The sequence below is a fragment of the Spelaeicoccus albus genome (genome assembly GCF_013409065.1).
Lineage (GTDB): Bacteria > Actinomycetota > Actinomycetes > Actinomycetales > Brevibacteriaceae > Spelaeicoccus > Spelaeicoccus albus.
The window spans coordinates 2,579,080-2,592,833 of sequence record NZ_JACBZP010000001.1 but is presented as its reverse complement, the minus strand read 5'-3'; the positions used below and the strand labels follow the sequence as shown (position 1 = coordinate 2,592,833).

Below are 13,754 nucleotides of genomic sequence, written 5' to 3'. Positions count from 1 at the left end.
AACCAGCATAATGTAGTTGCGTTTTCAATTATTCCCGGTGTCGGAAAAAATTTCGTCGGTTCGATATGCTTGCTCGCAGGCGATGGATCCCGCCACGGCCCTTCCGGGCCGGAACTGCTCCGGGCGCCGCGCGGTACCCGCGAGATAATGGTTCCTGCGCATGCGACGATCATCGAGAATAGAGCAGGCGAGGAATGAGCGACAAGACAATTGTGGTGGGGGTCCACCCGGGGCAGCCGGTGGACGTCGTCCGGACGGCTGCCGCGTTCGCGCACGATCTGGGAGCCGTGCTGATTTGCGCCTTCGTCGACGTCACGCAGTTCGGACAGGACGGCGATCTTCGCCCTATCGATCCGGACACCGAGTCGGACGGGGATGCGCGGGAGCTGCGGGAGCGGCTGGACGCCGTGCTTGCCGACGTCGAAGCCAATTGGGACTTTCAGGTCTTGGGCGGCAATCCGGCTGAGGCGCTGGCGCTGCTGGCTGCCGATCTTGGCGCGTATTCGATAGTTGTCGGCACGAGGCATCGCGGGCTTCGGGCCGGGGCCCTGGAGTTCTTTGGCGGTTCGGTGGCCGTTCATTTGGCGCACCACCAGCATCTGCCGGTGGTCGTGGTGCCGCTCTCCCCCACTCCGGCAGGACAGGCGGCGCCGTGGGAGAGCTGAGGCGTCGCTCCGGCGCTCCCGTCTTTCCGCCCATTTCCCACGTGCTGCTCGTCATCGTCGGCGGCGTCTTCGGCACCGCCGCCAGGGCAGGCCTCTCCGATGCGGTGCCCGCTGTTGGCGGCTGGCCGGTCGCCACGGCATTCGTGAACCTGGCCGGGGCGTTCCTGCTCGGAATCGGACTCGAGGGCTTGGCCAGACGCGGGCCGGACGTCGGCCGTCGACGCGTGTTGCGACTGATGATCGGTACCGGATTCATGGGGGCGTTCACCACGTACAGCACGTTGGCAGTCGAAACCGGTGAGCTGTTCGGCGGCGGGGACATCGCCATCGGTCTGACGTACGCGATCGGCTCGGTCCTTTTGGGGACTGCGGCAGCGGCTGCGGGCATTTGGACCGCTGCCGGACAACACCGCTTGATGCAACGCCGGCGCGGCCCGGAGTGGCCGGGCGACTCCGGCCCGACGGGCGAGACGCTGTGATAGTCCTCATTGCTTTGGCCGGCGGTGTCGGCGCGGCTGTCCGATTCATTGCGGACGGATGGATCCGTTCCAAGATCCGCACGGCACTTCCCGTCGGGACCATCATGATCAACATCACGGGCTCCCTGGTGCTGGCGTTCGCGACCGGCATGGTCCTTGATCACGGGGCCTCCCCCGCATGGACGTCGATTCTCGGCACCGGGTTCCTGGGCGGATACACGACGTTCAGCACGGCCAGCGTTGAAACAGTGCGACTGCTGCAAGTGCGCCGCTACGGTTCGGCCGCCGTCAACGCCGCCGGTACGCTGATCCTCACCGTGCTGGCCGTTGCGGCAGGCCTGGGGCTCGCCCGGCTCGCCTAGCGGCACCGTGGCGGCTTCAGAGACGAAGTCCGGCACCGCGTGCTGCGTCGACTGCTAAAAAATCCGCGTGCAAAAAGTCCCGGCCGGGTGAACCGGCCGGGACTTTCTCTATCGTGGCGGGGGCAGGATTTGAACCTGCGACCTCCGGGTTATGAGCCCGGCGAGCTACCGAACTGCTCCACCCCGCGATGTGTTTATTACACTACGTGAGCGATGGCGAGCCATGCAAATTGAGTGTTGCACGTCACTGCCGACGGGGACTCGAGCGGCTCGAAAGCCCCGACACGCAACGCCCGTTCGGCCCCGAAGTCCCCGCCGGCCGGGCCGCCGGCGGGGACTCGCGCGGTTACGGCTTGCTGCCCGACTTCTTGCCGGAATCACTGCCGGATTTGCTACTCGACTTCTGAGCGCTCTTGATCTTTTCCTGAGCAGCGGTGGCCCGGGAGATCGCATCGGACAAACGCTTTTGCGCCTTGCCGTACGCGCCGAAGTCACCGTTGCTCAGGGCCTTTTTCCCGTCGCTCATCGCCTTCTTGGCGTCCTTCAACGCGCTTTGCAACTGCTTTTCGGCGGACGCCGGCGCCTCGCTGCCCTCGCCGTTCGTGTCCTCGGGCCCCTGCGGAGAATTCGTTCCCTTCGTGCTCGCCGCATTGGCATCGCCGGCCGTGGCACCCGAGTTGCCTCCGAACACCTGGTCCAGTGCCTCGTCGAGCGTACCGGCGAAGCCAATGTGCTCACCGAACGACACAAGCACGCGTTGCAGCAACGGATACGACGTTTCGCCGGCGCTTCGCACGTAAACCGGCTGCACGTACAGCAGACCGCCACCGATCGGCAGCGTGAGCAAGTTGCCGTACTCGACCTTGGAATCGCCCTGCTGCAGCAGGTTCAACGCCGATTGCACCTTCGGATCGGAGCGGAAGTTGTTCTCCGCTTGTCCCGGTCCGGGCACCGCGGCATCACGCGGCAGCTGAATGAGCCGCAGCTTGCCGTATTGATCGGAGACCTTGCCCTTTTGATCGCCGGCATCCGAATCCGCCGCCAGGAAGCCCGTCAAAATGCTTCGGGTCTTGTTGGCATCCGTGCGCGGCACGAAGCTCGATGTGAGCTGGAAGGCCGGATTCGACTGCTTGGGCATCTGCAAGGTCAGGTAATACGGCGGCTGCGGCTTGGCCCCCACCTGCTTTGGTGCGGTCGGGTCGTTCGGCGACGCCCAGTAGTCCTGCGTCGAGTAGAACGCGCCCGGGCTCTTCACGTGGTAGGCGCCGAGCAGCGAGCGCTGCACCTTGAATAGATCTTCCGGATACCGCACGTGCGACATGAGATCTCCGGAAATGTCGCTGACCGGCTTCACGGTACCCGGGTAGATCTTTTCCCAGGTCTTCAACACCGGATCCTTGGGATCCCATGCGTACAGGTTCACCGAGCCGTCGAAGGCGTCAACGGTCGCCTTCACCGAGTTGCGGATATAGCTCACTTGGTTTTGCGGTAGGGCCGACACGTTCTGAGCGCGCGCCGTGCTCGAGTCCTCGGTGGCGGCATCCAGCGTCTGCGGAGTCGAATACGGGTATCCGCGCGTCGTCGTGTAAGCGTCGACGATCCACTTGACCCGTCCGTTCACAACCGCCGGGTACGGATCGCCGTCGATCGTGAGGTAGGGCGCCACCTTCTTCACTCGATCGCGCGGCTTGCGGTTGTAGAGGATCTGAGAATCCTTGTTGACGGCATCCGACAGCACGATCTGCTCGTCCTGGAACTTCACGGCGTAGGCCAACCGATTGAAGAGATTGCCCACATTGGGCCCGGCATCACCTTGATAGGTGTAGTTCACCTGGCCGCTCGCGGCAGTATCCGACGGGTAGTCCAGCTCTCGGGCCTGGGCGCCTTTCGGCGCACCGACTATTGAGTATTTCGGTGAGCTTTCGCCGAAATAGATCCGCGGCTCGAATTTGCCGAGTTTGCCCTTGGGTGGAATTCCCGACTCGTAAAAGACCGGACGTCCGTCATCGGCGCGCTTGTTGCCGTATGCGGCGACAACTCCGAACCCGTGCGTGTACACGATGCGCCTGTTGTACCACGACGAATCCGAGCCGATCCCGTTCAGCCTGAGACCGCGGACGGCGATGACCGTGTCCTGTTTTTCGTTGTCCAAGTTGTACCTATCGACGTCCAGCTGGTTCGGGAAGCCGTAATACTGCTTGATTTGCTGAAGCTGCCGGAACGAATCGGACACCAGATTCGGGTCGAGCAGTCGGATGCTCGCTGTGGTCTCGGTGTCCTTGCGCAGCGCGCCGGGCTTGCCCGTGGGCGACGGGTTGTATTTCGAGGTCTTCACGGCGTCGATACCGTAGGCCGCACGCGTGGCGTCGATATTGCGCTTGATGTATGTCGACTCGAGCGACTGCTCGCTGGGCTTGACCTGGAACCGTTGGATAGCCCAGGGGTAGATGCCGCCGGCGACGATCGACATGACTATCAACAGCGCAGTGCCGATCACGGGCAGGCGCCATCTGCCCCAGACGGCCGAAACGATGAACAGCAGTCCCACGATGACCGCCGCGATGGCGAGCATCGAATGCGCCGGAATCGATGCGTTGACGTCCGAATAGCCGGCGCCCGTGATCAAACCGCCCGAATCGAAGAGGGTGCCGTACCTGTTCAGCCAGAACCGGATGGCCTGCAGCAGGATGAAGACTCCGACGAGCACCGACAATTGCACGCGCGCTGCCGTGCTGAAGGCGATCTGCCGCTGCTGGCTCGGCCGAATTCCTCCGTACAGGTAGTGCCCGACAAGCGAAATGATGAACGACACCACGACGATTGCCGTTGCGAAACCGACAAGGTAGTTGATCCACGGAAGCGTGAAGACGTAAAAGGAGATGTCGTGGCCGAACTGCGGGTCGGTCTTCCCGAACGGAGTCCGGTTCAGCCACTCGAGCACCGTCTTCCAATTGGAACCGCCGGACGCGGCGGCGAAAAGCCCGATGATGATGGGCAGGAGGACCATCATCACCTTGCGCAGGGGTTCAATCGCTTCGCGGTAGCGGTCGAGATTCTCCTGCTGCGGCGTGGACGGCACGTACACGGGGCGCCGATGGTAAACGATGTGCATCATGTACCAGATGACACCGCCCATGATGACGCCGGAGCCGACGAACATGATGGCCTTGGTGATCCAGGTCGTGGTGAACACGTCGAGGAAGTGCAGCTGATTGAACCACAGCACTTCGGTGTAGACCTGCGAGAAGATCACGAAAAGGATCAGCAGCACCACGACGATCCCGATAGTGGGCAGCAGCGGAGACCGCCGGCGCCCGGGCTTGCGGCTCGATGTGGAACCTTGCTGGCTGAACGTCACTGGTTTTTACCTCGATACATCATTGCGATGGTTTTCCGCTGGAGCAGCTGGGCAACGCGTCCGTATTCTTTCCCGACGCGATCGCCTCGACGGCATGCCTTGCGTCGGACAGGGTGGACACTTTGACGACTCTCAAGTCGCTTGGAACATGGCCTGCGACTTCTTCGCAGTTCGACTTCGGCGCTAGGAACCAATTCGCACCGCCGTGTTTGGCTCCGAACATCTTTTGCCGGATGCCGCCGATCGGCCCGACCTGACCGTCGGGACTGATAGTACCGGTGCCCGCGATCTTGTGCCCGCCTGTCATGGGCCCGGGCGTAATCGTGTCGATGATCCCCAACGCGAACATCATCCCGGCCGACGGGCCGCCCACGTTTTGCAGCCGGATTTTCACGGTGAACGGGAACGTGAACTTCTGGTTGACGAACACGCCAAGTTGGACGCCGGATTTCGTATGCTCGGGAGTCACCGTCGCCGAGTGGGACGAGCCGTGGCGGTCGACGGCCAACCGAACGCTGCCGCCCTTGCCGATCTTGTTCAATTCGGTTTTCAACTGGCTCAGTGACTTGATGGGCGTATCGCCGATCCGTTTGAGCACATCGCCGTCTTTCAGTTTGCCGCGGGACGGCGAATCGGGACTCAGGCCGCCGATTGTCAACGTCGTCTTGTACTTCTTATCCAAGTTCGTCAGCGCGGCCGCCACTGCACTCTGCTGCGAATTCGACATTTCGGCGGCGTTTTGCCGCTTCACTTGCTTCGACGTCGATCCCGGCGCGTAGACGGCTTCTTCCGGTACCACCGAATTGTGCGGATCGATCCAGGATTGGACGACGTCGCCGAGGGCCAACCGGGTGCCCGGACCGCCTTCGACGCCGACGGTCAGCATGTCCAGCGCGCCGGTGGTCGGGTACGTCTTGTGCCCGGAGACTTCCAGCAGCTTCTTGCCGTGCGTCTTTCCCAACGTGTTGAATGCCGGCCCGGGGAGCTCGATGACGTACGGCGCCGGCATTTCATACATGACGACGAGCAGCGCGGCCGCGAGGATGCCGCAAACGACCATCAGTACGCTCTTCCGCCGTGCCCGCGGCGGTCGGGCGGCCCGGAACGGCGCAGCCGAGGACGGCGGAGCCGAATCGGCTTCCGGACGATTTGACACGAACTCGAGTCCCTTCGACGTGCCGGCGGTTGCCAGGGCGACGGCGCCCTTGTCTTCGCCGGCGCCTTCCACGATGCGCCGCGATATGTCGGACTATTAGTCTAGGCGACCGGCCCCGCCCGGCAGACACCCGCATCTCCCTGATGCGCTTTGCCGGTCGCCGTCCGCACGCGCGCGTCGAGAATGCAGCGGGCGCCGAGGTTGCCGAACGCCGCCGCATGCCCAGCCTTTAAATTGTGCTCAGAGCGATAACGCGCATCTTTTCGCCGGCTCGGGGACGATTGACACCGGCCGGGTCGTTACGGTGGAAAGTAGACCTATCACAGCACGTCAGGAGTGACGCACACAATGGCTGATTCAAATCATCCCGACAACACGCCTGATCTGCCGGGCGACGACGAGTCGGGCAATGATTCCGGGCAGAACAATCCGTTCGCCGATGCTTTCTCCCAGATGTTCTCGTCCGGGGGAATCGATCCGGAGCAGCTCTCCGCCGCCGGCATACCGACCGACCCGGCAACACTTCAGCAGGTGTTCGCCCAGGTGCAACAGTGGATGAGCAACGCCGACCCGTCGAGCCCCATCAACTGGAAGCTGGCGCAGGACACGGCCCGGGCGAAAGCCGCGGGCGACGATCCCAGCGTGAGCGCAGTGGATGTCAGGGCCGTCGACGAGGCGTTCCGGTTGGCTCAACTGTGGCTGGACGAAGCCACTTCGATACCGACCGCCGTGGCCCGTGCCGGGGCCCTCTCCCGCGCCGAGTGGGTGGAACAAACCATGCCGACCTGGAAATCCCTGGCGGGGCCGGTCGCGTCCAGCGTGTCGCGAGCCATGTCGGAGAGCATGCTCGAGCAAGCGCCCGAAGAAATGCGCGGAATGCTGGCCGGCGCGGGCCAAATGATGCAATCGGTCGGCGGCAGCATTTACGGCACACAGCTCGGTCAGGCCGTCGGGACACTTGCCGGCTCGGTGCTGACATCCACCGAAATCGGCCTTCCGCTGCTCGGCGACGGTCACGCGGCCCTGCTGCCGCACAATATCGCCGCATTCGCCGGCGATATCCAAGTGTCCGAGGACGATGCGCGGATTTATCTGGCGGTTCGCGAGGACGCGCACATCCGGTTGTTCGAGCATGCCCCGTGGCTCCGCTCGCATGTGCTCACTCTGGTGGAGGAATATGCGCGCGGCGTTCAGGTCGACACGTCGAGACTCGAGGACCTAGCCTCCAAGATCGACATGAACGATCCCAGCAGTATTACCGACCAGCTGTCGTCGGGCATGTTTGAGATGTCGACCTCCGAAACGCAAAAGAATGCGCTGAAGCGACTCGAGACGACACTGGCTCTCATCGAAGGCTGGGTGGACGAGGTCACGCATGCCGCCACGTCGGCGCTTGCCAGCCGCGACAGTCTCCGCGAGTCGATGCGCCGTCGGCGCGCCGCCGGCGGCCCGGCCGAAAATACCTTTGCCACACTTGTCGGGTTGGAACTTCGCCCCCGGCGGCTGCGCGATGCCGCGGCCTTGTGGGCGACCATTGCCCGTGAACGCGGCGCCGAAGCGCGGGATGCCGTCTGGTCGCATCCCGATCTGCTTCCCGATGCCTCCGACCTGGACGACCCGCTGGGCTATTACGAGCGCCGCGAGAAGCATCAGGCCGACAGCGACGCCATGGATGCCGCGTTGCGTGAGTTGATTGACGACGAACAGGGCGGCAATGACAAGTCCGACGACGACAAGCCGGGCAACGGCGAGCCGGGCAATTAGGAGCCACGAGGCGCTCGGCAGGGTCGTACGGAAATGACGTTCGCCGATCTGCACCGGGCGGTCGTTGCCGAATTGACCGGATTATCTCCGGCCGACAATCGGCTGCGGGCGGATTTTCTGGAATTCGCCGGGGCCGGCGAGGCATCGGTACGCAAGGACGGCGGGCCGGCGCATTTCACGGCGAGTTGCCTCGTGTTCGACGAGCCGGCTGCGCACGTATTGCTCACGTTGCACCGCAAGGCAGGGCTGTGGATGCAGTTCGGCGGTCACCTCGAGCCCGGCGACGCGTCGTTGGCCGCCGGGGCGGCCCGGGAGGCGCGCGAAGAAAGCGGGATCGACGACGTCCGGCTGTTGCCGGGCATCTGGCGCCTGGATCGCCATCCACTGGGCGAGCGTTTTGGCCAATGTCGGGAGCACCTGGACGTGGAGTTCATCGGCACCGTGCCGCATGCCGCGCCGGTGCGCGTCAGCGACGAAAGTCTCGACGTCGCCTGGTTTCCCGCCCGGGAGTTGCCGGAATCGACGGTACCCGATCTGATCCCCGTCATTCCGGAGGCGGCCCGTCGACTTGCTTCCACCCGGCCCCGTAGCTGAACCCTTCGAGGAAGGCGTCGGACCGCTCGGTGTACGGATACCGCCCGACGAGTTCGCGGAAGGCCGCATTGTGGGACGGTTCGATCAAATGGGCGAGTTCGTGAACCAGCACGGAGTCCGTCAGCCATGGCGGCATGGCCTTCAGTCGATCCGAGAGGCGAATGGCGCCGGATTGAATCGACGTCGAGCCCCACCGCGTGTGTTGATTTCCGACCCAGCGCACGCTGGACGGGACTGCCGCTCCGTCGAAATACCGTTCCGAAAGCGCGCGGGCGCGGCCCGCAAGCGCCTCGTCGGACATTGCCTGGTTCCGAGCTCGGCGGCGTCCGTGGATTTGATTCCACATCGTCACTGCCCACTCGTCTTCCTGAGTACGCGACAGCCGATCCGGCACGTACAGCACCATCGATTTGCCGCGCATGCGGGCCTGCACGGTTTTTTTCCGCCGGGCCGACCGACGGACTTCCAAAAGGCCGGATTCGCGTAGCGAATCCGCCGAACGCACCGTGGCCAATTGCTCACCCATGACGCTTCCTCCCGCCGTGATCGCCCATCCGCACCGGCCGATGATAGCCGGGCTCGCCCGAATGGCCGTTGAGATGACTGTATCGGTCGCCACCGACACTCCGATGTCACTCCGCCGCGGTTAACAAACATCGTCAAACATCGTCAATACGCATTAAATAATAGTAAACTGCGTGCAAATGACCTGTGATGAATGGGGTGAGCGGCAATGTGGCTGCAACTGAACGCCGCGCTGCGCAAGGCCTGGCGATCGACATCCAGTCTGCAGATCGGCGTGGGCGACGTCCGGGCCTGTCTGGACGGGCTCGATGAATGCGACGACCGTCTCGTGGCGGCATTGGCCGACGGCATCGGCGACGGCGGGTACTACAGTTTGGCCGCGCGACTCGGGGTGCCGCGCACACGTGCGGCCGATCTGGTCCGCGCGCTCGACGGATCGGGCGTGTTGGTGCCCCCGCACCGGTCCGGGTCCAGGCCCCCGGGCCAAAGCGGACCGGTGCAGGCCGCGTTGACGTACGGGTGTCACAGCGACGATCTGGCGGCCGACCGTGCCGGCCGAACCGTCGCCGTCGTCGGGCCTGCGCCGGTGACGTCCGTCGTTGCCGACGGCCTGGTTGCCGCCGGAGTCGGCCGCGTCCGCGTCGAGCCCGATGTTCCCCGCGACCACCGTGACTTGTGCGTAGTCGTCGGGCACGATTTGATCCATCCGATACTGGCCCGCGATCTGCTCCGTCGCGACCAGCCGCATCTGGCGGTGGTCGTCACCGAGACGGGCGGCAGTATCGGCCCCCTCGTCGTACCGGGTTCGACGTGCTGTCTGCGGTGCGTCGAACTGTACCGCCGCGATACGCAGCCGTGGTGGCCGGTGATTGCGTCGCAATTGCCGGGAAGCTTTGAACGGGCGCCGGTCGATGCCGCGGTCGCCGATGCGCTGGCCTCCATGGCGGCACTTCACGCAATGACGTTCCTCGACGGGTTCGCCCGGCCGGCCAGCTATTCGGCAACTGTGGCGTTGTCGATCGTCGACGGGACGACGTCGACAACGCCACTGCTGCCGTACCCGGAGTGCGGGTGCACCTGGCCGGTGCCGGCGGCCGACCGCCAATCGGCCTGACCGGCGGTCATGCAACCTTGCGGGGACGGCCGCGTCCTCGCTTCCGTGCCACGATTTCGCCGGCTACCAGCAGTTGGCCGCCCCACACGCCGGCATGCTCATTGCGGTCCAGTGCACCGCGCAAGCACTCGGCACGGAATGGGCAGCCTGCGCACAACGCCTTGGCCTGTTCAATGTCGCGCGGCGATTCGGCGAACCACAGATCCGGGTCGTTGGATTGGCAGGGGGCGAGTGTCGAGTCTTCAGCGATGAGCCCGGAGTCCAAGTCGGGCAACAACATAGTCGAGTCCTTTAGATCGATATGGTCGGTCGGTCTGTGCCGGGACACGCGGATCAGCTGTCTGCGGACAAGAAAAAAGCCGCGGTTCCCGTTGTTCCGGGACCGCGGCGAGAGCCGTGAAATGAACGGCTAACTCGACAGGGATACCCGGGGTGGGCACGCATCAGTGGGCACGAGAATTCCCGTTGCCGCGTCAACGCGAGCACCTGTAGTCGTATCGATCATCACTGTTTTTCCACCCCTTTCTCTTCCGGCGGCAGCCGCGCCCGGCCGCCGCATTTTTGCTGACGTGTTACACACTAACCAAGCGGACGTCGGGCCGCCACTTATTTTTCGAATAATTAGTCAAAAAGTATTTTCGGCCCGTAATCGGCCCTCTTTTACTCGTCGTCGCGGTACTCTTCCAAAGCCGCAGCGGGGCTCTGTCCGCGGGTGTCGGCAACGATCTGCAATACCGCCTGGCCGTAGCGGTCCAGTTTGACGGCTCCGACGCCGGAGACGTCCGCCAGAGCGTCGGCGCCGCGAGGCAACGTGCCGGCGATCGCGGCAAGAGTCGAATCGGTGAAGACGGCGTACGCGGGGATGCCGGCTTCGACGGCTGTGGCTTTGCGCCACGCCTTCAATGCTTCGTACGTCGGCTCGTGGTAGTTCGGCGGGCAGTCGGAGCATCTGCCGAGTTTGCGCTCGCGAAGGTTGCCGAGTCGGCGGCCGCATTCCGAGCAGACGGTCGGCAGCTGCCGTCGTGCCTTGGGCGCTCGCGCGGGACGTCGCGGCGGACGGCGTGCGGCGGGCCCGGCGTCCGGCTGCAGTTCGGCGACAAAACGTGACCGGCGCCGGTTCGCTCGGGTGTTTCCGGGCCGGCTGAGCGACCAGCTGAGGTGCAGCTCGTGCTTGGCCCGGGTGATGCCGACGTAGAACAGGCGGCGTTCTTCTTCGATTTCCTCGCCGGTCTGCGCAAACGAGATAGGCATCAGGCCTTCCGTCAGGCCGGCCAGATACACGCTTGACCATTCGAGCCCCTTGGCCGCGTGCAGCGACGCCAGCGTGACGCCTTGTACTGTCGGCGCGTTCTGGTGGCTTGCCCGTTCATCCAGTTCGGCTATGAAATCGGCAAGCGTGGCGGGCGTCTCGGCGGGGCGGGCCTGCACCTCGTCGGCCAAGGACACCAGCGCCCGCAGCGACTCCCAGCGTTCGCGTGCCGCTCCGGCCGTGCCGGGCGCCTCGTTCTTCCACCCGACGGATGTCAGGATGTCGCGCACCGACTGGCCGATCGGTTCCCCGGCCGGGACCGCGCGCACCGCCCCGCGCAGCAATAAGATCGCGTCGCGGACTTCCTGACGGGAAAAGAATCGTTCACCGCCGCGGACCAGGTATCCGACGCCGGCACTCGACAGCGCCTCCTCGAACAGACTGCTTTGGCCGTTGGTGCGATAGAGCAGTGCGATCTCGGCCGGAGCGATACCCGCGTCGATTTCTGCCTTCACGGCCGCGGCAATGCCTTCGGCCTCGGCCTCATCGTCGGCGTATTCGCGGTAGGTCGGCTCGGCGCCCGCCTCCCGGACGGCCTGCAGCTCGAGCCGCGCGGAACGCGGCACGTGTGCCAGCAAGCGGTTGGCGGTGTGAATGATCTGCGGGCTCGACCGATAGTCGCGCACGAGTTTGACCACGTGCGCCCGCGGGTAGCGCGCCGTGAAGCCGAGCAAATATTGCGGGCTGGCTCCGGTGAACGAGTAGATGGTCTGGCTCGGATCGCCAACGACGCACAGGTCGTCGCCGTCGCCCAGCCATAAATCGAGCAGCCGTTGCTGGATCGGCGAGACGTCCTGATATTCGTCGACGACGAAATGCCGGTATTGGCTGCGCACTTGCCGGGCGATGTCGTCGCGGTCGCGCATCAACCCCGCCATCAGCAGCAGGACGTCTTCGAAGTCGAGCACCCAGCGCTCGGTTTTCACGTCTTCGTACGTGCGGAGCAGATGGGACAACGTCGCCACGTCGAAACCGCCGGGGACCTCGCGTGGATCCCGTTCGGCCTCGTAGCGTTCCGGTGTGAGCAGTGAGACCTTTGCCCATTCGATCTCGGAGGCAAGATCGCGGATGACCGTCCGGTCCGTGGTCAGGCGCAGTCGCGAACCGGCCTCGGCGATGAGCGGCGCCTTGTGCTCGGCAAGTTTGGGCATTTGCCCGCCGACGCCTTGCGGCCAAAAGTACTGCAGCTGACGCAGTGCCGCCGAATGAAACGTGCGCGCCTGCACACCGCTCACACCCAGATCGCGCAGCCGTGCTCGCATTTCACCGGCAGCGCGTGCCGTAAAGGTCACTGCCAGCACCTGGGTCGGCTTGTACATCCCGGCCGACACTGCGTAAGCGATGCGATGCGTCATGGCGCGGGTCTTGCCCGTCCCCGCTCCGGCCAGCACGCACACGGGACCGCCGATTGACCGGGCGGCTTCGACCTGTTCGGGGTCGAGCTCTTGCAGGATCTCGTCGGGCGTCACGGCAGTGGCCGGCCCATCCAGCGTTCGATCAGTTTGCTGGCGATCGAGAACGAGGTGGGAATGGAGATCTCCCCGGAAGCCACGGCGCCGGCCAGCTCGTCACGCGTGAACCACCGGGCATGCGTGATTTCCTCGCCGTCCACGGTGATCGACGTCGTATCGGCGCTTGCCGTGAATCCGAGCATCAGCGACGCCGGAAACGGCCACGGCTGGGATCCGAGGTAGCGCGGCTCGGAAACGACTATTCCGGTCTCCTCGTGCACCTCGCGGATGACCGCGTCCTCGAGCGACTCCCCCGGCTCGACGAATCCGGCCAGGGTGGAGTATCTGCCGTCGGGGAAGTTCGCATTGTGCGCCAACAGGAGCCGTTCCTCGTCCGGATCCGACTCGTCGATCACAGTCATGATGACTGCCGGATCGGTGCGCGGGAAGTATTCGGTGTCGCCCTCGACGTCCCGGCGAACCCAGCCGCCGTGTTCGACAAGTGTCAGCCCGCCGTGCCGGGGAGAGTAGGAATGAGTCAAGTGCCAATTGACTATTGCCTGCATCTGGATGAGCATTCCGGCGTCGCGCTCGGGCAGTTCCGGCACGACGTCGCGCAGTCCGAACCATTTGTCGCCGTCCGGTTCGAGTTCTTCGGCGCTGCGATCGCTCAAAACCTGGCCGACGATCGGGCTGCCCGGCGGCAGGTCGGGGTCTGCCGGACGCGTTTGTCCCAGGAAGATGCGCAACGTGCCGGTAGTGACCTCGTCCGGAGTGAACAATCGCACACGGCCCGAGGCGACAAGCGTCTTTCCGCGATGCAGCACCATGATCCTGGTGCGTTCGTCGGCCCAGAGCGCATCGAAGAGTTTCGGATCGTTCCGAAGTTCGTCTTTTCGATCGAGGACCGACCGCGACAATGCCAGGTCGTTCAAGGGCTGAGTTTCGCGGGACGTCATGCGTCAACCGTACAAAAG

At 64.4% G+C, this 13,754-nt stretch carries 12 protein-coding genes and 1 tRNA gene; 6 read left to right on the top strand and 7 right to left on the bottom strand.

Translation table 11 applies throughout. The annotated features are described in order from the left end of the window. The first annotated feature begins 194 nt into the window (after nucleotides 1-194). From BJY26_RS12055 to crcB, 3 genes are read left to right on the top strand one after another with little or no spacing between them, the layout of a single operon-like run. The gene (locus BJY26_RS12055; RefSeq protein ID WP_179428500.1) at nucleotides 195-665 is read left to right on the top strand and encodes a universal stress protein; all 471 of its coding nucleotides are present in this window, start codon (nucleotides 195-197) and stop codon (nucleotides 663-665) included. Continuing rightward, on the top strand, nucleotides 653-1,144 hold the full coding sequence (locus BJY26_RS12050) for a fluoride efflux transporter FluC (RefSeq protein WP_237248959.1): 492 nt from the start codon (nucleotides 653-655) through the stop codon (nucleotides 1,142-1,144). Before BJY26_RS12055 ends, BJY26_RS12050 begins: the two co-directional genes overlap by 13 nt. After that, nucleotides 1,141-1,506, top strand: coding sequence for a fluoride efflux transporter CrcB (gene crcB / locus BJY26_RS12045; RefSeq protein ID WP_179428499.1), 366 nt, complete (start codon nucleotides 1,141-1,143; stop codon nucleotides 1,504-1,506). The genes BJY26_RS12050 and crcB overlap by 4 nt, the downstream gene beginning before the upstream one ends. Nucleotides 1,507-1,620: 114 nt before the next feature. Here the strand turns inward: crcB and BJY26_RS12040 are convergent. The 3 genes from BJY26_RS12040 to BJY26_RS12030 form a co-directional block, all read right to left on the bottom strand. Next, a tRNA-Met gene (locus tag BJY26_RS12040) sits at nucleotides 1,621-1,694 on the bottom strand. 158 nt (nucleotides 1,695-1,852) lie between these two features. Beyond that, nucleotides 1,853-4,864 carry a UPF0182 family membrane protein gene (locus BJY26_RS12035; protein WP_179428498.1) on the bottom strand — a complete coding sequence of 1,004 codons (3,012 nt, stop codon included), beginning with the start codon at nucleotides 4,862-4,864 and terminating at the stop codon, nucleotides 1,853-1,855. Between the two features lie 19 nt (nucleotides 4,865-4,883). Beyond that, the gene (locus BJY26_RS12030) at nucleotides 4,884-6,092 is read right to left on the bottom strand and encodes a YlbL family protein (protein ID WP_237248960.1); all 1,209 of its coding nucleotides are present in this window, start codon (nucleotides 6,090-6,092) and stop codon (nucleotides 4,884-4,886) included. A gap of 276 nt (nucleotides 6,093-6,368) precedes the next feature. On the opposite strand from BJY26_RS12030, the gene BJY26_RS12025 reads away from it, so the two are divergent. Continuing rightward, nucleotides 6,369-7,784 (top strand): zinc-dependent metalloprotease, encoded by a 1,416-nt coding sequence (locus tag BJY26_RS12025; protein ID WP_179428497.1) that lies wholly within the window; start codon nucleotides 6,369-6,371, stop codon nucleotides 7,782-7,784. Between the two features lie 33 nt (nucleotides 7,785-7,817). Further along, the gene (locus BJY26_RS12020) at nucleotides 7,818-8,378 is read left to right on the top strand and encodes an NUDIX hydrolase (RefSeq protein WP_179428496.1); all 561 of its coding nucleotides are present in this window, start codon (nucleotides 7,818-7,820) and stop codon (nucleotides 8,376-8,378) included. On the opposite strand, the gene BJY26_RS12015 is transcribed toward BJY26_RS12020, so the two are convergent. Beyond that, nucleotides 8,329-8,904 (bottom strand): M48 metallopeptidase family protein, encoded by a 576-nt coding sequence (locus BJY26_RS12015; RefSeq protein WP_179428495.1) that lies wholly within the window; start codon nucleotides 8,902-8,904, stop codon nucleotides 8,329-8,331. The genes BJY26_RS12020 and BJY26_RS12015 overlap by 50 nt on opposite strands. Before the next feature lie 207 nt (nucleotides 8,905-9,111). On the opposite strand from BJY26_RS12015, the gene BJY26_RS12010 reads away from it, so the two are divergent. Beyond that, nucleotides 9,112-10,017: a TOMM precursor leader peptide-binding protein gene (locus BJY26_RS12010; protein ID WP_179428494.1), complete on the top strand. Its 906-nt coding sequence runs from the start codon at nucleotides 9,112-9,114 to the stop codon at nucleotides 10,015-10,017. 7 nt (nucleotides 10,018-10,024) lie between these two features. Here the strand turns inward: BJY26_RS12010 and BJY26_RS12005 are convergent, their stop codons facing one another. The 3 genes from BJY26_RS12005 to nudC form a co-directional block, all read right to left on the bottom strand. After that, nucleotides 10,025-10,297 (bottom strand): WhiB family transcriptional regulator, encoded by a 273-nt coding sequence (locus BJY26_RS12005; RefSeq protein WP_179428493.1) that lies wholly within the window; start codon nucleotides 10,295-10,297, stop codon nucleotides 10,025-10,027. A gap of 380 nt (nucleotides 10,298-10,677) precedes the next feature. Next, entirely contained in the window at nucleotides 10,678-12,795 is a 2,118-nt protein-coding gene (locus BJY26_RS12000) for an ATP-dependent DNA helicase UvrD2 (protein WP_237248961.1), read from the bottom strand. Then, nucleotides 12,792-13,736, bottom strand: coding sequence for an NAD(+) diphosphatase (gene nudC / locus BJY26_RS11995; RefSeq protein ID WP_179428492.1), 945 nt, complete (start codon nucleotides 13,734-13,736; stop codon nucleotides 12,792-12,794). Before nudC ends, BJY26_RS12000 begins: the two co-directional genes overlap by 4 nt. Between the last annotated feature and the right edge of the window lie 18 nt (nucleotides 13,737-13,754).

Excerpts from the sequence above, each read along its gene's own strand:
- BJY26_RS12015 (WP_179428495.1), bottom strand. The coding sequence starts at position 8,904 with ATGGGTGAGCAATTGGCCACGGTGCGTTCGGCGGATTCGCTACGCGAA.
- BJY26_RS12010 (WP_179428494.1), top strand. The coding sequence starts at position 9,112 with ATGTGGCTGCAACTGAACGCCGCGCTGCGCAAGGCCTGGCGATCGACA.
- nudC (WP_179428492.1), bottom strand. The coding sequence starts at position 13,736 with ATGACGTCCCGCGAAACTCAGCCCTTGAACGACCTGGCATTGTCGCGG.
- BJY26_RS12055 (WP_179428500.1), top strand. The coding sequence starts at position 195 with ATGAGCGACAAGACAATTGTGGTGGGGGTCCACCCGGGGCAGCCGGTG.
- BJY26_RS12025 (WP_179428497.1), top strand. The coding sequence starts at position 6,369 with ATGGCTGATTCAAATCATCCCGACAACACGCCTGATCTGCCGGGCGAC.
- BJY26_RS12005 (WP_179428493.1), bottom strand. The coding sequence starts at position 10,297 with ATGTTGTTGCCCGACTTGGACTCCGGGCTCATCGCTGAAGACTCGACA.
- BJY26_RS12020 (WP_179428496.1), top strand. The coding sequence starts at position 7,818 with ATGACGTTCGCCGATCTGCACCGGGCGGTCGTTGCCGAATTGACCGGA.